Here is a 20,839-nt window from a genome sequence, read left to right as displayed (position 1 = left end):
TATTGCAGCCGACGATGGTCATGCCGGGGAGTCCATTAGCAAGGTGGACTTCGACACTGACGGCGGGCGCTTCCATGCCGGCCAAGGCACGGCTTCTCAAGACGGCGAGACTCATTGGACTCCTTTGTGCAGACAATGCGAAGTCGCCACATCATAGGAGCAGTGGGCTGTGTTCCTTTGCGGAAGAGCAGAGGTGCGGCAACCTGCTTGTGTCCCAGGACACCGCGTTATCATGTGAGCATTGTTCACTGAGCCAAGGACGCTTTTATGCGGAATACCGACGAAATCGACGCATGCGCATATCTTTTCTTGGAAGAGATCGGAGAGCCGAGCGATAACGAGTTGCGGCTGAAGATTGTTGAGGCGACGTCAGGCGGCGCCCCTGGCCCGGTCGACGATGAGCCTAATGAAGCGCTCCGGGAGATGCTACGTACGGCGTCAAGAATCGAGCATGGCCTAGGGTGCAGGATATTCGAACTCTACTGGCCGAGCTATGTGGCGTACTCGGTCCGCAATGAAAGCTATTGCTCAGCCGATGCGTACGAGGAGTTCGATGGCAGGCTCTTCGTCAGGTATGCACGCTCGCGCTATCTAGATTTCCTGGTGAACGCGACCTTTGCCAATTCGAGCTATCCGGGGCCCTTCGTACATTATGGGATTTTTTGTCTTAACCACATCATTGACGTCGTATCCGTCGACTCGCCGACCATGACGATGAGCCTTCGCTCCTGAATGGTGTATTTGTGCCGACGATGGTTAACGAAGGCAATCCGTTTGCCAGATGGACTTCGACGCTGACGGCGGGCGCTTCCATGCCGGCCAGCGCGCGGCTGCGTAAGACGGCAAGGCTCATGGCACTCCTGACGATGTTGGACAAGGACCCGCAGATGGTAGGCGTCGCGGGTGCTTCCTTGTTGAGAGCGGCCAAAGGTGTGACCAGGCGGAGTGTGCCACTGGGGGACGTGTCAGGCTGCAATGCCGGAGCCTGTCCACGTGTCATCCTCGGCGCCCGGCGCGTGATAGATTGCCGCGTAATTCCTCACATTCGCGTTTCACGGAACGCGAGATATTTTCTAAAGAACCGCGGCGCACAAACTGAAAGGACAAAACCGGCATGGCATTAAGAATAAAAGGCGAATACCGATACGGAGATACCCAGGAAGATATCCGTGATGAGTTGCGCCGTTATAGCGTGCTGAACGGCTATGAGGCGACGCGGTTTGCCGACGCGGTTTGTGTGTGTGGCCACAAAGTCTTTCAGCTTGAAATGGATGAGGGCGCAGGCGTCGCGGTCAGATTATGTATGGCATGTAACAAGCGCCATCCGATGGGCGACAGTGAGGCTTATATGGAAGAGGCTGAATTGGAAGACTATGGGTGTCCATGCAGCGAAGACCAGTTCGAGCTTACCGTCGGGGTTGCGCTGTATGAGGCAAGCGAGGATGTGCGCTGGCTCTACGTGGGTTGCAGATGTCCGACCTGTGGGCTGACGGCCAACTACGGCGATTGGAAGAATGAATTCCATGGATTTCGCGCGCTGCTCGACCGCATTTAGGGGCGCCGGCGAGCATGGGCCCAATGCCGGCACTCGCCAGGCAGAATACATACGCATTCCGCATTTCCCCGCACTGCCATTCACCTGGCATTCGCCTGTCGTTTTTTTGTTTCCCCGTTTCGAGATTTCATTTCGGCATTGACTTGCGGCAAGCCGAGCTGCATTGTTCAAGATCAAATTAGGAATTGCAATAAAACAGCCCTGTCCGGCGCATGCCTGTTGAATGCGCCGTTTTCTTCGTACATATAAATATAATCGGATATAAAAACGTGAAAATTCTCGTTGCGTTGATGGTCGGTGCCGGCATCCTCTCGCCGGTGTTCGCTGCAGGGCCGGCGGCCACGGCCAAGCCGGTAGCGGCCCGCTCCGGCGCGCAAAAGGCGCCAGCCAAGGTGACGTCGGTGGAAGGCATTACCGAATACCGCCTGGCGAACGGCCTGCGGGTGCTGCTCTTTCCGGACGCTTCCAAGCCGACGCTGACGACGAATATGGTGTACATGGTCGGTTCGCGCCACGAGAACTATGGCGAGACGGGCATGGCGCACCTGCTGGAACATTTGCTGTTCAAACCGACGGGCAACTTCGGCGTCAAGAAGGGCACCCAGAGCCCGGTCGAAGTGCTCAACGGGCTGGGCGCCGACTTCAACGGCACCACCTGGTACGACCGCACCAATTACTACGCCACTTTCCCTGCGAACGACGACAACCTGCGCACCATGCTGGCGCTGGAAGCGGACCGCATGGTCAACGCCCCGATTTCGCAGGACGACCTGTGGAACACCAAGACCAACAAGGGCGAGATGACGGTCGTGCGCAACGAGTTCGAGATCGGCGAGAGCGATCCGATCGGCGTCACCACCGAACGCCTGCAGGCAGTGGCCTACGATTGGCATAACTATGGCAAGTCGACCATCGGCGCGCGGTCCGACATCGAGCAGGTGAACATCCCCCGCCTGCGCGCTTTCTACAAGCACTACTACCAGCCGGACAACGCCGTGCTGATCGTCGCCGGCCGCTTCGACGAAGCCAAGGTGCTGGCGCAGGTCAACAACCTGTTCGGCAAGATTCCGAAGCCCTCGCGCGTGATCCAGCCGACCTACACGCTTGAACCGGTACAGGACGGCGAACGCTCCGTGGTCGTGCGCCGCTCGGGCGGCACCCAGTTCGTCGGCGCCGGCTACCACGTCGCGCCGAGCGGGCATCCGGACGCCGCCGCGCTCCAGGTACTGGGCCGCGTGCTGACCGACGCGCCATCGGGCCGCCTGCACAAGGCCCTGGTGGAAACCAAGCTGGCGACCCGCCTCGATTACTCCGCGGTGAGCAACCTCGAACCCGGCTACCGCATCTTCGGCGCGGTGGTGCCGACGGGCCAGCCGCTGGCGCCGACCCAGGATGCACTGCTCAAGGTGCTGGAAGACCTGAAATCCCATCCCGTGACCGAGGAAGAAGTGGCGCGCGCGCGGCAGGCCATCGCCAAGAACGTCGAACTGGCGATGAACGACAGTGCCCGCCTGACAATCGCCCTGACCGAATCGATGGCGGCCGGCGACTGGCGCCTGTTCTTCGTGAACCGCGACCAGGTCGAAAAGACCGACGTCAAGGCCGTGCAGGCGGCCGCCGAGAAGTACCTCAAGGCCTCCAACCGCACGCTCGGCGTCTTCGTCCCGACCGATACCCCGGACCGTGCGATCGTGCCGGGCGCGGCCGACATCGCTGCCGTGGTCAAGGACTACCGGGGCCGGGCCGTGGTGGCGCAGGGAGAAGTGTTCGACCCGAGCCCTGCCAACATCGAGTCGCGTACCCAGCGCTTCAATCTGGCCAACGGCCTGAAGGGCGCACTGCTGCCGAAGAAGACCAAGGGCAACGTGGTCACGGCGTCGATCCGCCTGCGTTTCGGTACCGAGGAGGCGCTGCGCAACAAGGCGACGACCGGCAGCTTCACCGCGGGCCTGCTGAGCTATGGCACCCAGCAGAAGTCGCGCCAGCAGCTGAAGGACACGTTTGACAAGCTCAAGGCGCAGACCCGGATTTCCGGCGGCGCCGAATCCCTCACCGCGTCGGTGACGACCACGCGCGAGAACCTGCCGGCCGTGATGGACCTGGTGGCCGAGATGCTGCAAAAACCGGCGTTCGCAGCGACCGAGTTCGGCGAGTTCCAGCGTGCGAACATCAACGCCACCGAGCAGGCGATTCCGGAACCGAATCCCCAGGCCAGCGTGGCACTGAACCGCCTGCTCGACACCACCCCGGACGGCCACGTCAAGCATGTGATGACGCTCCAGGAGCAGCTGGCCGCGCAGAAGGCGACCACGCCGGAAGACGTGAAAGCATTCCACGCCGCCTTCTACGGCGCGGGCAACGCCACCTTCGCCGCGGTCGGCGACTTCGATCCGGCCGCGCTGAAGGCCCAGGTCGAGCGCCTGTACGGCACTTGGCGCGCGCAGCAGAACTATGTGCGCGTGCCGTCCGCCGTCAAGCCCGTCGCGGGCCAGAAGGTGGCGCTCGAAACCCCGGACAAGGCCAGCAGCCTGATGCTGGCGGTGCATCCGGTGCCCTTGAAGGACGATGCGAAAGCCTATCCGGCGCTGGTGATGGCGAACTACATGCTGGGCGGCGGCGCGCTGCGTTCGCGCCTGGCGGACCGCATTCGCCAGAAGGAGGGCCTGTCGTATGGCGTCGGTTCGCAGCTGAGCGTACCGACGCGTGATCCTGCGGGCGTGTGGATGGCGTATGCGATGAGCGCTCCCCAGAACACGGCGAAAGTGGAAGCGGTCCTGCGCGAGGAACTCCAGCGTGCGGTGAGCGAGGGCTTTACCGAGGCCGAACTGCTTGAGGCCAAGAAGGGCTGGCTGCAGGGCGAGGAAGTATCACGCACCTCCGACGAGGCGCTCGCCGGTGCACTGTCCGAATACCTCTCGCTGGACCGGACGATGGCCTTCGACGGCGCGGTCGAAGACCAGGTGCGTAAGCTGACGCTGGCCCAGGTGAACGAGGCGATGCGCGAGTTCATCAAGCCGGCTGGCATCTCGATCGTCGCGGCGGGTGACTTTGCCAAGGCAGCGAAGGAAGTGGGCGGCGGCGCCAAATAAGGCGGTTCATCCCTTCCATATCAACGCCCCGGGTTCAGTGCATGACCCGGGGCGTTTTTTCGTGCCCTGCCGGCTGAAGGGACTAGCCTGTTACTTCCGCCGGCGTCGCCGTACGATGCAACTGCACATTGAATCCCTCTGCCGCGCTCGGGGCGACGAAAAACGAGGTGATATGGTCGAACTCGTCCTCCGTCATGACTTTCGACCCCGGCGGCCTTTCCGTGTTGCGGCGCTGGAGCTGCGTCTTGCATACCTCGTCCGGCACCTCGACGTAATGCAGCACATGGCCGGCACCGGCTGCTTCGAAAAGCGTCCGGAACCACTGGCGCTGGGCCGGCACGTTGCCAGGAAAATCGAGCACGATCGAGTTTCCCTGTTTTAGCAGGGCGACCAGGTGCGGCGCCAGTACCTCCTTCAGCCTGGCCGCGTACTTCAGGTAGTCGCCGAAGGTCTGGATTTCCTCCGGATACAGTCGCGACAGCCACAGGTCTTCGCACACCAGGAGTGCCCCCATTTCGGTGGCGAGTTTTGCCGACAGCGTTGATTTACCCGCCGCCATCTTCCCGCAAAAGAAATGCAGGACTGGCGTGTGCTGGGTAGAGAAGGGCGTATCGGGAAGGGTCATGGCACTCTCGCTCGAAGTTTACTGGTCTATTATTGGTCTGATGTCTCTTCAGCAAACGCCGGCCCTGCCAGGTCCAGCAGATGCTCCCTGACCCCGATCGGCCAGGGCGCGACGAGCTCCTCGAAGCGCGCCGCATCGCCTGCGAACAAGGCGCGCGACGCTTCCTCAAAGCCCGGCGCATCGCCCGCCAGTTCGTGCATGAAGCGGTAGGCCGAGTCGCGCGCCTCGCGCCTGGTATCGGCGCCGCGTGCATCGCGCGAGGCGTGTTCCACCAGTTTGCGCAGCGCCACCGAAGCGCCGCCCGGCTGCGACGACAGCCAGTCCCAATGGCGCGGCAGCAAGGTCACTTCACGGGCCACCACGCCCAGCTTCGGCCGGCCGGCGCCGCGCAGCGGGGCGCGCGGCACCCGCTGCAGCACTTCTTCCTCGGTCCCGGTGAAATTGATGTCGACCGGACGGCTGCTTACCAGGTCGAGGATCGCGATAGATCGGTCGGTGCCCTTGTCGAGCGCAGCCTTGGCGGCCTTGACGACGTCGATCAGGGGACCCTTGGCCAGGAGCTCGGTTCCAGCGAAGGCGATGCAATGGGTTGGCAGCATGGTGCTTCCTCTCAGGTGTTGGTGTCGCCCCGGCAGTGGAGCGCATGGGAGGATATTACCCGGATAAAAACGAGATGACAATAACATCCGGGTAAAATCTCGCGCAAACGCTACTTTTCGAGCAAGGCCGCCACTTTGTCGGTCACGTCGATGGCTGGCCGGTGCCAGATCGTCCGCGTCAGCACCAGGTCCACGCCGAGCTGGCTGGGCAGGGCCAGGACAATGTTGTGGATCCGCCGGGCGAGGGCCTTCCGCTCGGCTGCATTGCGTTCGGCAAAGTCTTCACTCATCTGCGCCTGCGTGCGCCGCACCTCGCGTTCGAGTTCGCCGACGGCGCGCTCGCGCAGCAGGTGCTCGCGGTCGTTCAGCTTCGGCCCGTCCTTGGCAAGCTTGTCCGACATCTCGCGCAGCTGGCGCAACTGGGCTTGCACCCGCTGGCGGCGTGGGGCAAATTCCTTGTCGATCTTCGCTGCGGCTGCACGCGCACTTGCCGAATCCTCGAGCAGGCGCTCGACGTTGACGACCACGACGCGCGCTTCGGCCGCCATCGCGCCAACCGCGGGCAGCATCAATCCCAGCGCCAGGCACAGGGCTGCCACGCGCTTCGACCAGGAGAAGGCGCAACGGGCGGCGGGCAGGGCGCCGCGCTTGAGCAGGTAATGAAACGGCATCATGTTCGGTCCCTCAGGGAAGAGTCTGGCGCAAGGGCGGTCCAGATGACGGCGGATGCGTCGTCGGCGCTTTTCACCGCCTTGCTTTCCGCCATCCTATCTCCGGCAGTACGCACCAGCTCGAACTGGCGCAGCTCGCGCATCAGCGGCGCGAGTCCATCCTGGCGGCAGCGCCGCCCGAGGTCCTCGAGGGTGTACCGGCCGTAGGGATCGACCAGCCGGTAAAAACCATCCGTCATCGCCAGCACGGCAGCGCGCAGGGGCACCTCCAGCGCATATTCGCGTGCGTCGAATTCGCCTTGCGGCGCCAGGCACAGCACATTCGGCGCGGGCGCCATGTGCTGGGACTCGCGGCGCGCGCGCAGCATCGGCAGCAGCCGTTGGCGGCGCAGGATGGGATCGGTGACACTCTCCAGCGTCAGCGCCGCCATGGCTTCCTGCAGCACGTCCTCGTACGGGTTCACATACGGATCGAGGTCGGCTGCCGCGCCATCGGGCTGCACGATAAAGGCCTTGCAGTCGCCCAGGCAGTAGAGCGACAGGGCAAGATGGTCGTCCAGTTGCCGGATACGAATCCAGGTCAGGGCCGCCAGCGGGTGGGCGTAGAGCGGAACTTGCCGCTCGCCGGCGGCCAGCCGGTACGCCTGGCGCACGGACCCGATTGCGCAGCGGACGGCCTGCGCCTGGGAGGAGCCGGAGCCGATCGCCCGCGCCAGCGCGTCGGCAAACGCGTGCGTGAACCAGGCCACGTCGCCCTGGACTTCGTCGACATAGTTCGCGTCCGCCACCGAGGTCGCGCCGTCGAGCACGAGGATGTCGGCCAGCCCGTCTCCCTCCAGCACCCGGATGAGGTCTTCGTTGATGCCACTGCCAGGTGCGCAGGAAAGGTGTTCGGTCGTCATGCGTGTCGTGATCAAATGCCGGATTGGCATGATGTTATCACTGCACCGGCACCGTGAACCGACGCCTCAACCGCATTCCCCCACATATTGGCAATTGTCGCAGCGGGTGCAGCCTTCGGCCTTGCGCAGTGCCCGCGCGCCGCATTCCGGGCACCTGGCTGCAGAAGCCGCAGGGGCGGCCTGCGGCAGGGCTTGTACATTGGGGGAGTCGAGGGACGGTGACGTCTTGGGCGCCGCCGCGCGCGCCGCCAGCTGCTGCGCCAGCTGCCGCACCGGCACCCCGTTGCCTTGCGCATCGAGGAAGCCCCGGTTGATGAGGATACGCTGCAGCATGAAGCCGACTGCGGCCGCTTCCGAGTCGTGGAATACCGGCACCTGGACACCGTCCTCGCGCACCAGGCTCCCGCAGCGCACCGGGCCCTTTTCCCAGACCACGTCGCGCATGTCGGCCAGGGCTTTCGCTATCGGCCCGCCGGCGCGCGCCAGCATCGACAGCAGACGCATCGACGAGGTAATCCATTGCTGGCCATCGGTGCGCTGGCCCGCCGGCATGAAGAATTCGAACGGGCGCTCGATCGTCACCGGCACGCCCTCGTGCACGCCTTCCACGCGGATGAAGCTGACCGTCAGGTAAAAGGTCCGGCGTCCCTCCTGGGTCGAATACTCGACTTTCGAGGTCATCGATTCGAGTTCGCCCAGCGGCCGGCCTTCGAAACGCTTGCGCAGCGGGTCGTCGTCGGGTGCGGCGGGGCTTTCCGGTAGCGGCATGCTGCCCAGCACATTGCCCAGCACCGTGTTCGGCCGGTAGGTCGCCAATCCCTTCAGCCCCGCACGCCAGGCTTCCAGGTACAGGCCGCGGAAATCATCGTACGGATAGTCGGCCGGCACGTTGACCGTCTTCGAGATCGACGTATCGATGAAGGGCTGCACGGCTTCCAGCATGCGCAGATGGTCGTCGGCACGCATCTGCAGGGCGGTCACGAAAGGCGGCGGCAGTTCGCCCTGCGGGTCGGCCTCGGGATGCCGCCTGCGGTACAGGCGCCAGGCGTGGTCCTCGACGTCGTAGGAACGCATCGAATCGTCCGGCATGCGCTTCTTGCGCTGGTAGGTCCAGGAATAGGCCGGTTCGATGCCGTTCGAGGCGTTGTCGGCAAAGGCCAGCGAAATGGTGCCGGTCGGCGCAATCGACAGCAGGTGCGAGTTGCGGATGCCGTGCACCTGGATCGCTTCACGCAGCGCCTGCGGCAGGCGCGACACGAACCCGCCCTCGAGATAGCGCGCGGCGTCGAACAGGGGGAAGGGGCCTTTTTCGCGCGCCAGTTCGATCGAGGCCGCATAGGCCGCATCGCGCAGGGTTTCGGCGATGCGCGCCGCCAGTACGCGGCCTTCCTCGGCGTCGTAGCGCAGCCCGAGCATGACAAGGGCGCTGCCCAGGCCCAGGAAGCCCAGCCCGATGCGGCGCTTGGCACGGGCTTCCGCCGCCTGCTGCGGCAGCGGCCATTCGGTGGCATCGAGCACGAGGTCGAGCATGCGCACCGCGACCGCCGCCACCTCGCGCAGGCGCTCGAAATCGAAGCGGGCGCCGTCGCTGAAGGGGCCGTCGACGAAGGCGGTGAGATTGATGGAGCCGAGGTCGCAGCAGCCGTAGGCGGGCAGCGGCTGCTCGCCGCAGGGGTTGGTGGCGCGCAGCTGCTCGCAGTACCAGAGGTTGTTTTCGCCGTTCATGCGGTCGATGAAGAGCACGCCCGGCTCGGCATGGTCGTAGGTCGAGGCCATGATCCGGTCCCACAGGGTTCTGGCGCGCACGCTGCGGTAGACGCAGAGGCCGTCCTCGCGCTTGTGCGCCCCGGCCGCTAACTGTTCTTCGCCGGGCTCGGCGCGGTGCACGAGCTCGAAAGGCCCATCCTCCTCGAGCGCACGCATGAAGGCGTCGCTGACGCCGACCGAGATGTTGAAGTTCGACAGGCCGCCGCCATCCTTGGCGGCGATGAAGCGCTCGATGTCGGGGTGGTCGATGCGCAGCACGCCCATCTGGGCGCCGCGCCGGGCGCCGGCCGACTCCACCGTCTTGCACGAGGCGTCGAACAGTTCCATGTACGAGACCGGACCGGAAGCGCGCGAGCGGGTGCCGTGCACGACGGCGCCGAATGGGCGGATCGCGGAAAAATCGTAGCCGACGCCGCCGCCGCGGCGCATCGTTTCGGCCGCTTCCGCCAGCGCCGTGTAGATGCCGGGCAGGCCGTCGTCAAAGCCGGTCACGGAGTCGCCGACCGGCTGCACGAAACAGTTGATGAGGGTGGCCTTGATGTTCAGGCCGGCGGCGGAATTGATGCGCCCACCGGGAACGAGGCCCTGTTCCTGGGCCCAGAGGAAGCGCTCGGCGATTTCCTCGCGTCGTTCAGCGGGCTCGCGCGCGGCCAGCGCATGCGCCACCCGGCGGCGCACGTCCGCGATCGAGGTCTCGGCGCCTTTCGCGTACTTCTCGCGCAGCACGTCGATCGAAACCTCCTGGGGAGGCAGCGCCGTGCCGAGCAGTTTGTCGTTTGCATTCATGGTGCCGCCTCTTCAGTAGACCACCGACATGAATGCAAGGTTTACATCTTGGGCGCCGTTTCCGTCAGGCGCGCTTCCAGCTCGGCCACGCGCAGCTCGAGCGCTTCGAGCTTGGCGCGCGTTTTTGCCAGCACCTGGGCCTGGATGTCGAATTCTTCGCGGGTCACCAGGTCGAGCTTGGAAAAGCCCTGGGTCATCATCGCCTTGACGTTGCGCTCGATGTCCTTGGCGGGCGAGCTTTCCATTGCCTGGTTGAGTTTGCCCTGCAAGTCGTTGAAGAAATTATTCATAGCCGTTGGTCCTGGTAATGCCGGCTGGCGCACCATCGTGGTGCGTCGCGGGCTGGTTTGGTGCGCTTCCACGCGCCACGCGGTCGGCACGCACGTATTTGTGATTCTTGACACCGAAAATGGGGCAGATGCGCGAAAAATCAAGCACATGCGATGCCATTTGGCGCTGGCACGCATTCTGCTAAAGGAAGGGTAAAGCCGCGATGTCAGCGATTGTAAACCATCCGTCCATCCGTTCCATTCCCAGGGGTCCACTCATGAAGAACAAGATAGCAAGCAAAACAGCAGCGCAGATGGCAAATAAGGCGGCGGCGTTCGCGCTGGCAATGATGGGTAGTAATTTGGCCATGGCGCAAGAGGCGCCGGCCCCGGAGCACGCCGTGTCGTACAACGTGGCGCTCGCCAGCGAATACCGCTACCGCGGCCTGTCGCAGACACGCTTCGATCCGGCGCTGCAGGGAGGCGCCGACTATACCCACAGCCCCAGCGGCTTTTATGCCGGCACCTGGCTCTCGACCATCAAGTGGACGAAGGACCTGGGTGGCGACGGCAACGTCGAAGTCGACCTGTACGCGGGCAAGCGGGGCCAGCTTACTGAGGCGATCAGCTACGACGTCGGCGGCCTGTATTACTGGTACCCGGAGAACGACCTGAACCCGAACGCGAACACCTTCGAGGTGTACGGGCAAATCGGCGTCGGCCCGGCCTACCTGAAGTATTCGCATTCGACGACCAACCTGTTCGGCACTCCGGACAGCAAGCAGAGCGGCTACCTGGACTTCGGCGCCAACGTGCCGCTGCCGGTCGCAGAAGGCCTGGTGCTGAACCTGCACGTCGGCCGCCAGCGCGTGGAAAACAACGGCGCGCTCTCGTACACGGACTACAAGGTCGGCCTGACCAAGGACCTGGGTTTTGCCAGCGCGTCCCTGGCCTGGATCCGGGCCGACACCGAGGCATATCTGAGCCCGCGCGGCCGCAACCTGGGCAAGTCGGCGGCCGTGGTGTCCATCTCGAAAACTTTCTGAAAGAGGCAACGCGATGAAACTGATTACCGCCATTATCAAGCCCTTCAAGCTCGACGAAGTGCGTGAGGCACTGTCCGAAATTAACGTGCAGGGCATGACGGTCACCGAAGTAAAAGGCTTCGGCCGCCAGAAGGGCCATACCGAACTGTACCGGGGAGCCGAGTACGTGGTCGACTTCCTTCCGAAAATCAAGATCGAAGCGGCGGTGGACGACGCCGTCGTCGACCAGGTCATCGACGCCATCCAGGGCGCCGCGCGCACCGGCAAGATCGGCGACGGCAAGATCTTCGTGTCCGACCTCAACCAGGTCATCCGTATCCGTACCGGCGAGACCGGCAACGAAGCACTGTAAGGGGAGCGCAATGAATCGAACCATCACAAAAATCCTTGGCGCGGCGCTGGGCCTTGGCCTTGGGCTAAGCTTATCGTTGCCGGCCTTTGCCGCCCCCGCCATCAACAAGGGCGACACCGCCTGGATGTTCGTCGCCACGCTGCTCGTGATCATGATGTCGATCCCGGGCCTGGCGCTGTTCTATGGCGGCCTGGTGCGCGCCAAGAACATGCTGTCGGTACTGCTGCAAATCTTCATGATCTTTTCCGTCATCATCGTGCTGTGGTGCCTGTACGGCTATTCGCTGGCCTTCACCGGCGGCAACGCCTTCATCGGCGGCTTCGACCGCGCCTTCCTTAATGGCATCTACGACCCGGCCGCCGGCGTCTTCAGCATGGCCGCCACCTTCAGCAAGGAGACGATGATTCCGGAGTTCATCTTCGTCGCCTTCCAGGGCACTTTCGCTGCCATCACCTGCGCCCTGATCGTCGGCGCCTTTGCCGAGCGCGCGAAGTTCTCGGCCGTGCTGGTGTTCATCGTCCTGTGGTTCACCTTCGGCTATATCCCGGTGGCGCACATGGTCTGGTTCTGGGCAGGTCCTGACGCGATTACCGACGCCGCCTCGCTGGCAACCGTCACCGCCGACGCCGGCTGGCTGTGGCAAAAGGGCGCGCTCGATTTCGCGGGCGGCACCGTAGTGCATATCAACGCCGCCGTGGCGGGCCTGGTCGGCGCCTACGTAATTGGCAAGCGCGTCGGCTACGGCCGCGAATCGATGGCGCCGCATTCGATGACCATGACCATGATCGGCGCCTCGCTGCTGTGGGTGGGCTGGTTCGGCTTCAATGCTGGCTCGGCTCTGGAAGCGGGCGACATCGCGGCGCTGGCCTTCATCAACACGCTGCTGGCCACCGCGGCCGCCACCGTCGCCTGGACCCTGGGCGAGTGGATCACCAAAGGCAAGCCATCGATGCTGGGCGGCGCCTCCGGTGCCGTGTCGGGCCTGGTCGCCATCACCCCGGCCTGCGGTTTCGTCGGCCCGATGGGTGCACTCGTCATCGGCCTGGTCGGCGGTATCGTCTGCCTGTGGGGCGTGAATGGCTTGAAGCGCATGCTCCGCGTTGACGATTCGCTCGACGTGTTCGGCGTGCACGGTGTCGGCGGCATCGTTGGCGCCCTGCTGACCGGTGTGTTCGCCGCGCCCCAGCTGGGCGGGCAGGGGATCTGGGATTACGTCACCAACAAGGCGTCCGCTGACGCGTATTCGATCGGCCACCAGGTCTGGGTGCAGGCCCAGGCGGTGGGCGTGACGATTGTCTGGTCGGCCCTGATCGCCTATATCGCCTTCAAGCTGGTGGACATCACCATCGGCCTGCGCGTGCCGGAAGAGCAGGAACGCGAGGGCCTGGACCTTACCAGCCACGGCGAAAGGGCGTACCATTCCTGATATCCGCTAGCCTGTGAGAGGAGGGCGCCCTGCGGGGCGCCTTTTTTTTAGCCGCTCTTTATGCAATCAGGCTTTAAAATGGTGTGCCTTGCCCCCAGATAAGGGCACTCATTGCCAAGAAGCCCGCTTTTACGGGCCTAATAAGGACGCCTACTTTCATGGTTCCGCACCTCGCTACCGCCCTGACCGGCCCGCTGCTCGACTTAGAAAAGAAAATTCTCGACGCCACGCCGGCCATCGAGCGCTGGTTCCGCCTCGAGTGGCAGGAGCACACGCCGCCGTTCTATTGCTCGGTCGACCTGCGCAACGCCGGCTACAAGCTGGCGCCGGTCGACACCAACCTGTTCCCGGGCGGTTTCAACAACCTGGCGACCGAGATGCTGCCGCTCACCGTCCAGGCAGCCATGGCGGCGATCGACAAGTACTGCCCCGACGCGCGCAACCTGCTGCTGATTCCCGAAACGCAGCCGCGCAACCCGCAATACCTGCAAAACGTCGCGCGCCTGATGCAGATCTTCCGCCAGACCGGCCTGCATGTGCGCCTCGGTTCGCTGTCGCCGGAAGTCACCCAGCCGACACCGCTGGCGCTGCCGGACGGGAACATGCTGGTGGTCGAGCCGCTGGTGCGCTCGCCGAACGGTCGGCGCCTGGGCCTGGCCGACTTCGACCCGTGCACGATCCTGCTGAACAACGACTTATCAAGCGGTATCCCATCGATCCTGGAAAACATCCACGAGCAGTCGCTGCTGCCGCCGGTGCACGCCGGCTGGGCGCTGCGCCGCAAGAGCAACCACTTCAAGGCTTTTGACGAGGTAGCGAAGAAGTTCGGCAAACTCATCGACATCGACCCGTGGATGGTCAATCCCCTGCATGCGAAGGTCAGCGATGTCGACCTCGCGCACGACCAGGGCACCGAGGCGCTGGCCGACGCCGTGTCGGCGCTGCTCTCGAAGATCAAGAAGAAGTACAAGGAATACGGCATGAAGGAGCAGAAGCCCTTCGTGATCGTGAAGCCGGACGCCGGCACCTACGGCATGGGCATCATGACCATCAAGGACGCGAGCGAAGTACGCGACCTGACGCTCAAGCAGCGCGAAAAGATGTCGGTCGTCAAGGATGGCCTCGCCGTGACCGACCTGATCGTGCAGGAAGGCGTGCCTACTTTTGAGAACATCGACGACGCCGTGGCCGAGCCGGTCGTGTACATGATCGACCGCTATGTGGTCGGCGGCTTCTACCGCATCCATGCCGAGCGCGGCGTCGACCAGAACCTGAATGCGCCGGGTTCGCAATACGTGCCGCTCGCCTTTGCGCAGCAGCACGCGATGCCGGACCTGAAAGCCAAGCCGGGCACGGCGGCGCCGAACCGCTTCTACGTGTATGGCGTCGTGGCGCGGCTGGGCTTGCTGGCGGCTTCGCTCGAGCTCGAACGCACCGACCCGAATCCGGAAGTCTATTGAGGAAGTCTATTGAGTCGGGCGGCGGGTAGCGCATCGTTGAAAGGGACCTGCACGGTCCCTTTGTTTTGGGCGCTTAGTATTCCTTCTGCGTCATGTACAGGAAGTGCGAGCGCAGCGGGGGCGCCAGGGCGGCCAGGATTTCGCTCACCAGTGCCGGCAGCGCGGCCAGCGCGCGGCCCACGGGCGGCGCCAGCAGCAGGGTTTCGTACTGCTGCTGGCGCCCGGGCCAGAAACCGTCGAGCTCGGCGCGCGTGACCTTGCGGACATGGGGGTTGCGCGGGTTGTTGTAGCGGAAGTCGAACACCAGGCACCAGCCGCCGGGCTTGAGCACGCGCCACATGTCGGCCGCCAGGCGCTGGCGTATGTCGGGGTCGAGAATCGAGGACAGCACCGTTTGCGCGCTGACGAGGTCGGCGCTGGCGCTGGGCAGGGCCGACAGCGAGCCGCAATGCCAGTGCACGCCGGGCGCAGTGCGCGGGACGGCCAGGTCGAGCCGGTCTTGCTGGAGCTCGGTCCCGGTGAGGTTGGCCGGCGTGGCGCCCCAGTCGATGAGCTGGCGCAGGAAGCCGCCGGTGCCGCAACCGACATCGATGACCGTTGCGCGGCCGAGGTCGGTACCGACGGTGGCGGCGAGCATGCGCGACAGGCTGCGCGTGTACATCGCGTCCTGCACGACGATTTCCGGCCGGTGCCAGGCATAGCGCGCCAGGGCGGCGCCGCCGTGCCAGCCCCGGTACACCCTGGCAAGGCGTTCCTGTTCCGCCTGTTCGTCGAGTTGAGCGTCCATGCCTTCATGGTGGCGCGCCTGATCGCGCAAAGATTTGCGCGCGCTCATGCGACTGACCGATCGCGCGCAATTTGCCAATGAGCAGTATGTGCCTGATGGAATTAATTGCGCGAGCCGCCGGCCCCTGCCGGAGGCGTCGTCCGCGTCCGTTCGGGATTCCGGCTAAAATCGAGGGCATTATCTTCACTGGACCCACCATGAAAATCGCTTTTCTCGCCGATCCGCTCGCGGGCTTCAAGATCTACAAGGACTCGACCTTCGCGATGATGCGCGAGGCGGCGCGGCGCGGCCATGAGATCTACGCGTTCGAGCAGCGCGACATGGCGCTGGAAAATGGTGTCGTCAGTGCCGAGGCGGCGCGGATCCACCTCACGGGCGAGCAGGACCCGTGGTACCGCGCCGACACCGCGATCGACACGCCCCTGGGCGAGTTCGACGCCATCATCGAGCGCAAGGATCCGCCGTTCGACATGGAATACGTGTATGGCACCTATCTGCTGGAGCTCGCCGAACGGCAGGGCGTGCGCGTGTTCAACCGGCCCTCGGCGATTCGCGACCACAACGAAAAGCTCGCGATCGGTCAGTTCAGCCAGTTTACGTCGCCGACCCTGGTCACTTCCTCGGAAAAGCGCCTGCGCGCCTTCCACGCCGAACATGGCGACGTGATCTTCAAGCCGCTCGACGGCATGGGCGGCGCCGGCATCTTCCGCGTCAAGCCTGACGCCATGAACCTGGGCGCGATCATCGAAACGCTGAGCGACAATGGAAAGCGCACCATCATGGTGCAGAAGTACATTCCCGAGATCGTCAAGGGCGACAAGCGCATCCTCGTCATCGGCGGCAAGCCGGTGCCGTTCACGCTGGCGCGCATCCCGCAGGGCACCGAAGTGCGCGGCAACCTGGCGGCCGGCGGCGTCGGCGTGGCCCAGCCGATCACCGAGCGCGACCGTGAGATCGCCGAGGCGCTCGGCCCATTGCTGGCCGAGCGTGGCCTGTTACTGGTAGGATTGGATGTGATCGGCGATTTCCTGACCGAAGTAAATGTCACCAGCCCGACCTGCTTCCAGGAGATCACCGACCAGACGGGTTTCGACGTGGCCGCGATGTTCATCGATGCGGTCGAGCAGTCTCTATTGGCAAGCAAGTAGAAAGTAGGTAGAAAGTGAGCACATGGTAGGTATCCTGCTCCTCACCCACGCACCCCTGGGTCAGGCATTCATCACGGCGGTCGCGCACGTGTTTCGCGGGCCGACCGAACGCTTCGAGGCGATCGACGTTGCGGCTGACGAGGACACGCACGCCGTCAACGCACGCGCGCGCGAAGCGATCCTGCGCCTGGACGAAGGCGACGGCGTGCTCGTCATCACCGACATCAAGGGTGGCACGCCGGCCAACTGCTGCAACTCGCTGGCCGTGGCCGGCCAGGTCGAAGTCATTGCCGGGATCAGCCTGCCGATGCTGCTGCGCGCGATCACCTATCGCCGCGACACCCTCGACGTGGTGGTGGAAATGGCGCTGGCCGGCGCCCAGAATGGCGCAGTACGGGTCGATAACCGCATCCGCGTAGGTCCATAAGAAGACGCGTAGTTCTGACGAGTGAAAAGAAAACGAGAACATGATTCAACAAGAACTTGAGATCATCAACAAGCTGGGCCTGCACGCGCGCGCGTCCGCCAAACTCACCCAGCTGGCCGCGAAGTACAAGAGCGACGTCTGGCTCACCCGCAACGGCCGCCGCATCAACGCCAAGTCGATCATGGGGGTGATGATGCTGGCCGCCGGCAAAGGCGCGAAGGTCACGCTGGAGGCGGACGGGCCGGACGAGGGCGACGCGATTGCCGCCCTGTCGGGCCTGGTCAACGATAAATTCGGCGAAGGCGAGTAATGCCGGAATCCGGCCGCTACCGTTCGGGACCCTCAATGGCTTCATTCACGCTCCATGGCATCCCGGTGTCGCGCGGGATCGCGATCGGCCGTGCGCACCTGCTCACGCCGGCGGCGCTGGACGTCAAGCACTACCTGGTGCCGGTCGAGCAGGTCGAAGCCGAAGTCAAGCGCCTGCAGGACGCGATCGCCGAAGTGCACCGCAACCTGCAGGAACTGTGGACCGACCTGCCGAAGGACGCGCCGACCGAACTGGGCGCCTTCATCGACGTGCACGCGCTGATCCTGTCGGACCCGATGATTTCCGAGGCGCCGCTCGACATCATCCGTTCGCGCCACTACAACGCCGAATGGGCGCTGGTGACCCAGATCGATGAGCTCTCGGCGCAGTTCGACGAGATCGAAGACGCCTACCTGCGCGAGCGCAAGCACGACATCCAGCAGGTGGCCGAGCGCGTGCTGAAAGTGTTGATGGGCACCGCGCTGTCGGTGCCGCCGGTGCTGGCTGGCGACGAAGGCTACCAGCCGCAGATGATCGTCGTCGCGCACGACATTTCGCCGGCTGACATGCTGGCCTTCCGCGACCGCTCCTTCATCGGTTTCGTCACCGACGTCGGCGGCCAGAACTCGCACACGGCCATCGTCGCGCGCTCGCTCGACATTCCGGCCGCGGTCGGCATGAGCCAGGCCTCGCGCCTGGTCGAGCAGGACGACTGGCTCATCGTCGACGGCGACGCCGGCGTCGTGATCTGCAATCCGAGCCCGCTGGTGATGGAGCAGTACCGCGCCCGCCAGGCGGCGCTGGTCAAGGCCCGCAAACGCCTGCACAAGCTGAAAAAGACGCCGGCCGTCACCAAGGACGGCACGTCGATCCGCCTGATGGCCAACATCGAGCTGCCCGACGACTGCCCGCATGCGCTCGATGCCGGCGCCACCGGCGTTGGCCTGTTCCGCTCGGAGTTCCTGTTCATGGGACGCGGCGCCCAGGGCCTGCGCGTGCCCGACGAGGACGAGCAGTTCGAGCAGTACCGGCGCGCCGTGGTGGCCATGAAGGGCCGCCCGGTGACGATCCGCACGCTCGACGTGGGCGCCGACAAGCCGCTCGACCCGACCGAGCACACGGCCCTGAACCCCGCGCTGGGTTTGCGCGCGATCCGCTACTGCCTGGCCGAGCCGCAGCTGTTCCTGACGCAGCTGCGCGCGATCCTGCGTGCGTCCTGCTACGGCAAGGTACGCATCCTGATCCCGATGCTGGCGCATGCCTTCGAGATCGACCAGACCCTGGCCATGATCGAGCAGGCCAAGGCGCAGCTGCGCGAACAGAACATCAAGTACGACCCGGCGGTGGAAGTGGGCGCCATGATCGAGATCCCGGCCGCGGCGCTGTCGCTGCCGCTGTTCGTGCGCCGCATGAATTTCCTCTCGATCGGCACCAACGACCTGATTCAATACACGCTGGCGATCGACCGCGTCGACTACGAAGTGGCGCACCTGTACAACCCGCTGCACCCGGCGGTCCTGCAACTGATCGGCATGACGATCGCGGCCGGGCAGAAGGCCGGCATCGACGTCGCCGTCTGCGGCGAGATGGCGGGCGACACCCGGCTCACGCGCCTGCTGCTGGGCATGGGCCTGCGCGAATTCTCGATGCACCCGGCGCAGCTGCTGTCGGTAAAACAGGAAATCCTGAACGCCGACCTGACGCAGATTGCGCCACGAATGCGGCGCATCATGCGCTGCATGGAGCCGGGCGAGATCCTCGAGGCCGTCGAACAGCTGCAGCTTGCGTAATACGTGATAGTCCAAGGTGGCCGCCAGTGCCACCGCATCGAAAGTAAAGAAAGTCTCATGGGATCCATCGGAACCGTCACCCCGTCAGCGATGCATTTCGCCGAGCCGCTGCGCCTGCAAAGCGGCGCGCAGCTCGGCGACTACACGCTCATGTATGAAACCTACGGCACGCTCAATGCCGACCGCTCGAACGCGGTGCTGATCTGCCACGCCCTGAACGCCTCGCACCATGTGGCCGGCACCTACGCCAACGAGCCGAAAAGCGCCGGCTGGTGGGACAACATGGTGGGGCCGGGCAAACCGGTCGACACCGACCGCTTTTTCGTCATCGGCGTGAACAACCTCGGTTCCTGCTTCGGCTCGACCGGCCCGATGCACGTCAACCCGGCCACCGGCAAGCCCTACGGCGCCGCGTTTCCGCTGCTGACGGTGGAAGACTGGGTGACCGCGCAGGCGCGCCTGGCCGACCGCCTCGGCATCGAACAATTCGCCGCCGTGATGGGCGGCTCGCTCGGCGGCATGCAGGCGCTCTCGTGGAGCATCATGTTCCCGACCCGGCTGCGCCACTGCATCGTGATCGCCTCCACGCCGAAGCTGTCGGCCCAGAACATCGCCTTCAACGACGTCGCGCGCCAGGCTATCCTGACCGATCCGGATTACCACGGCGGCGATTTCTACGAATACAAGGTGGTCCCGAAGAACGGCCTGAAGGTGGCGCGCATGGTCGGGCACATCACCTACCTGTCGGACGACGACATGGCCGAAAAATTCGGCCGCAAACTTCGGAATGCCGCCGAATCGAATGACTACAAATTCGACTTCGGCACCGACTTCGAGATCGAGTCCTACCTGCGCTACCAGGGCGATAAATTCTCGGAATACTTCGACGCGAATACCTACCTCCTGATCACGAAAGCGCTCGACTACTTCGATCCGGCGCGCGAGCACGGCGGCAACCTCACCAAGGCGCTGGCGACGACCCGGGCACAGTTCCTGATCGCCTCCTTCACGACCGACTGGCGCTTTTCGCCCGAGCGCAGCCGCGAAATCGTGGAAGCGCTGATTTCGAACCGGCGCAAGGTGACGTATGCCGAAATCGACGCGCCGCACGGGCACGACGCCTTCCTGCTGGAAGACGCGCGCTACATGGGCGTGGTGCGGGCCTACATCGACCGCATCTGGGCAGAGTCAACCGGGGAGGCCGCATGAATTTCGAAGACCTGAGTACGCTGCGGCCCGACCTGGCCTTCATCGCCCACTGGGTTGGCGACCGCTCCCACGTGCTCGACGTCGGCTGCGGCGACGGCGCCATGCTGCGCTACCTGGAAAAGGGCAAGTCCTGCTCCGGCTACGGCATCGAGATCGCCGACGACAAGGTGCTCGAGAGCACCCGGCGCGGCATCAATGTCATCCAGCACGACATGGAAGCGGGCCTGGGCCTGTTCGGCGACAATTCCTTCGACACGGTGCTGTGCCTGTCGTCGCTGCAGATGATGCAGCACGTCGAGGCGCTGCTGCGCGACATCGTGCGGGTGGGGAACGAAGCGATTGTCTCGTTCCCGAACTTTGCCTACTGGCCGCACCGGGTCGCCTTGCTCAAGGGCCGCATGCCGGTCTCGCGCTCGCTGCCTTACCAGTGGTACGACACCCCGAACGTGCGCTGCGCGACCATTTATGATTTCAAGGAGCTGGCCGAGGAGTGCGGGCTGGAAGTGCTGGAGTACGTGGCGCTGGCGGACGGCAAGCCGGTAACCTTCCTGCCGAATCTGCGCGGGAGCCTGGCGGTGTTCAGGTTGCGGAAGCGGGCGAAGCGGGCATAAAAGCCGATGC

20 protein-coding genes and 2 pseudogenes are annotated in these 20,839 nt (G+C 64.3%); 13 read left to right on the top strand and 9 right to left on the bottom strand.

Annotated features, from left to right (window positions below; genetic code table 11):
- Positions 1 to 7: 7 nt before the first annotated feature.
- Positions 8 to 115 (bottom strand): annotated as a pseudogene (locus ACFPN5_RS02575) (magnesium chelatase domain-containing protein); the annotation flags it as partial.
- 152 nt (positions 116 to 267) lie between these two features.
- Here ACFPN5_RS02575 and ACFPN5_RS02570 point away from each other — a divergent pair.
- The gene (locus ACFPN5_RS02570) at positions 268 to 732 is read left to right on the top strand and encodes a hypothetical protein (protein WP_379779811.1); all 465 of its coding nucleotides are present in this window, start codon (positions 268 to 270) and stop codon (positions 730 to 732) included.
- 13 nt (positions 733 to 745) lie between these two features.
- On the opposite strand, the pseudogene ACFPN5_RS02565 reads toward ACFPN5_RS02570, so the two are convergent.
- A pseudogene (locus ACFPN5_RS02565) lies at positions 746 to 853 on the bottom strand (magnesium chelatase domain-containing protein); the annotation flags it as partial.
- Positions 854 to 1,114: 261 nt separating this feature from the next.
- Between ACFPN5_RS02565 and ACFPN5_RS02560 the strand changes: the two are divergent.
- Together ACFPN5_RS02560 and ACFPN5_RS02555 are read left to right on the top strand one after the other, a co-directional pair.
- The gene (locus tag ACFPN5_RS02560; RefSeq protein ID WP_379779766.1) at positions 1,115 to 1,555 is read left to right on the top strand and encodes a hypothetical protein; all 441 of its coding nucleotides are present in this window, start codon (positions 1,115 to 1,117) and stop codon (positions 1,553 to 1,555) included.
- Between the two features lie 269 nt (positions 1,556 to 1,824).
- Positions 1,825 to 4,644 carry a M16 family metallopeptidase gene (locus ACFPN5_RS02555; RefSeq protein ID WP_379779764.1) on the top strand — a complete coding sequence of 940 codons (2,820 nt, stop codon included), beginning with the start codon at positions 1,825 to 1,827 and terminating at the stop codon, positions 4,642 to 4,644.
- Positions 4,645 to 4,726: 82 nt separating this feature from the next.
- On the opposite strand, the gene ACFPN5_RS02550 is transcribed toward ACFPN5_RS02555, so the two are convergent.
- From ACFPN5_RS02550 to ACFPN5_RS02525, 6 genes are all read right to left on the bottom strand, one after another.
- On the bottom strand, positions 4,727 to 5,269 hold the full coding sequence (locus tag ACFPN5_RS02550) for a P-loop nucleotide/nucleoside kinase family protein (protein ID WP_379779762.1): 543 nt from the start codon (positions 5,267 to 5,269) through the stop codon (positions 4,727 to 4,729).
- A 29-nt stretch (positions 5,270 to 5,298) separates the two neighbouring features.
- On the bottom strand, positions 5,299 to 5,868 hold the full coding sequence (locus ACFPN5_RS02545; protein WP_379779760.1) for a DUF2239 family protein: 570 nt from the start codon (positions 5,866 to 5,868) through the stop codon (positions 5,299 to 5,301).
- Between the two features lie 110 nt (positions 5,869 to 5,978).
- The gene (locus ACFPN5_RS02540; RefSeq protein ID WP_379779758.1) at positions 5,979 to 6,542 is read right to left on the bottom strand and encodes an OmpH/Skp family outer membrane protein; all 564 of its coding nucleotides are present in this window, start codon (positions 6,540 to 6,542) and stop codon (positions 5,979 to 5,981) included.
- Positions 6,539 to 7,441 carry a hypothetical protein gene (locus tag ACFPN5_RS02535; RefSeq protein WP_379779756.1) on the bottom strand — a complete coding sequence of 301 codons (903 nt, stop codon included), beginning with the start codon at positions 7,439 to 7,441 and terminating at the stop codon, positions 6,539 to 6,541. Before ACFPN5_RS02535 ends, ACFPN5_RS02540 begins: the two co-directional genes overlap by 4 nt.
- A gap of 66 nt (positions 7,442 to 7,507) precedes the next feature.
- On the bottom strand, positions 7,508 to 9,994 hold the full coding sequence (locus ACFPN5_RS02530) for an adenosylcobalamin-dependent ribonucleoside-diphosphate reductase (RefSeq protein WP_379779754.1): 2,487 nt from the start codon (positions 9,992 to 9,994) through the stop codon (positions 7,508 to 7,510).
- Between the two features lie 41 nt (positions 9,995 to 10,035).
- The gene (locus tag ACFPN5_RS02525) at positions 10,036 to 10,284 is read right to left on the bottom strand and encodes an accessory factor UbiK family protein (protein WP_379779751.1); all 249 of its coding nucleotides are present in this window, start codon (positions 10,282 to 10,284) and stop codon (positions 10,036 to 10,038) included.
- Positions 10,285 to 10,577: 293 nt separating this feature from the next.
- On the opposite strand from ACFPN5_RS02525, the gene ACFPN5_RS02520 reads away from it, so the two are divergent.
- The 4 genes from ACFPN5_RS02520 (at position 10,578) to gshA (ending at position 14,547) form a co-directional block, all read left to right on the top strand.
- Positions 10,578 to 11,309 carry a TorF family putative porin gene (locus tag ACFPN5_RS02520; RefSeq protein WP_379779749.1) on the top strand — a complete coding sequence of 244 codons (732 nt, stop codon included), beginning with the start codon at positions 10,578 to 10,580 and terminating at the stop codon, positions 11,307 to 11,309.
- Between the two features lie 13 nt (positions 11,310 to 11,322).
- Positions 11,323 to 11,661: a P-II family nitrogen regulator gene (glnK, locus tag ACFPN5_RS02515; protein WP_379779747.1), complete on the top strand. Its 339-nt coding sequence runs from the start codon at positions 11,323 to 11,325 to the stop codon at positions 11,659 to 11,661.
- A gap of 10 nt (positions 11,662 to 11,671) precedes the next feature.
- A complete protein-coding gene (amt, locus tag ACFPN5_RS02510; protein WP_379779745.1) occupies positions 11,672 to 13,087 on the top strand; it encodes an ammonium transporter in 1,416 nt (471 codons plus the stop codon).
- A 158-nt stretch (positions 13,088 to 13,245) separates the two neighbouring features.
- Positions 13,246 to 14,547, top strand: a complete 1,302-nt coding sequence (gene gshA, locus ACFPN5_RS02505; protein WP_379779743.1) for a glutamate--cysteine ligase — start codon at positions 13,246 to 13,248, stop codon at positions 14,545 to 14,547.
- A 73-nt stretch (positions 14,548 to 14,620) separates the two neighbouring features.
- Here the strand turns inward: gshA and ACFPN5_RS02500 are convergent, their stop codons facing one another.
- Positions 14,621 to 15,334 carry a class I SAM-dependent methyltransferase gene (locus ACFPN5_RS02500; RefSeq protein ID WP_379779741.1) on the bottom strand — a complete coding sequence of 238 codons (714 nt, stop codon included), beginning with the start codon at positions 15,332 to 15,334 and terminating at the stop codon, positions 14,621 to 14,623.
- Between the two features lie 197 nt (positions 15,335 to 15,531).
- Here ACFPN5_RS02500 and gshB point away from each other — a divergent pair, with 197 nt between their 5' ends.
- Genes gshB through metW form a run of 6 tightly spaced genes read left to right on the top strand, consistent with a single transcriptional unit; the run spans position 15,532 to position 20,829 of the window.
- Positions 15,532 to 16,482 carry a glutathione synthase gene (gene gshB, locus ACFPN5_RS02495; protein ID WP_379779739.1) on the top strand — a complete coding sequence of 317 codons (951 nt, stop codon included), beginning with the start codon at positions 15,532 to 15,534 and terminating at the stop codon, positions 16,480 to 16,482.
- A 22-nt stretch (positions 16,483 to 16,504) separates the two neighbouring features.
- Positions 16,505 to 16,909: a PTS sugar transporter subunit IIA gene (locus ACFPN5_RS02490; protein WP_379779737.1), complete on the top strand. Its 405-nt coding sequence runs from the start codon at positions 16,505 to 16,507 to the stop codon at positions 16,907 to 16,909.
- Positions 16,910 to 16,949: 40 nt separating this feature from the next.
- A complete protein-coding gene (locus tag ACFPN5_RS02485) occupies positions 16,950 to 17,219 on the top strand; it encodes an HPr family phosphocarrier protein (RefSeq protein ID WP_379779735.1) in 270 nt (89 codons plus the stop codon).
- Between the two features lie 35 nt (positions 17,220 to 17,254).
- Complete coding sequence (gene ptsP / locus ACFPN5_RS02480; protein ID WP_379779733.1) at positions 17,255 to 19,009, top strand: phosphoenolpyruvate--protein phosphotransferase; 1,755 nt, start codon at positions 17,255 to 17,257, stop codon at positions 19,007 to 19,009.
- Between the two features lie 57 nt (positions 19,010 to 19,066).
- Entirely contained in the window at positions 19,067 to 20,218 is a 1,152-nt protein-coding gene (gene metX, locus ACFPN5_RS02475) for a homoserine O-succinyltransferase MetX (RefSeq protein ID WP_379779731.1), read from the top strand.
- Positions 20,215 to 20,829 carry a methionine biosynthesis protein MetW gene (metW, locus tag ACFPN5_RS02470; RefSeq protein ID WP_379779729.1) on the top strand — a complete coding sequence of 205 codons (615 nt, stop codon included), beginning with the start codon at positions 20,215 to 20,217 and terminating at the stop codon, positions 20,827 to 20,829. The genes metX and metW overlap by 4 nt, the downstream gene beginning before the upstream one ends.
- The last annotated feature ends 10 nt before the right edge of the window (positions 20,830 to 20,839 follow it).

This window comes from Massilia niabensis (genome assembly GCF_042655085.1).
Taxonomy (GTDB): domain Bacteria; phylum Pseudomonadota; class Gammaproteobacteria; order Burkholderiales; family Burkholderiaceae_D; genus Telluria; species Telluria niabensis.
This window is presented reverse-complemented; position numbering and strand designations above follow the sequence as displayed.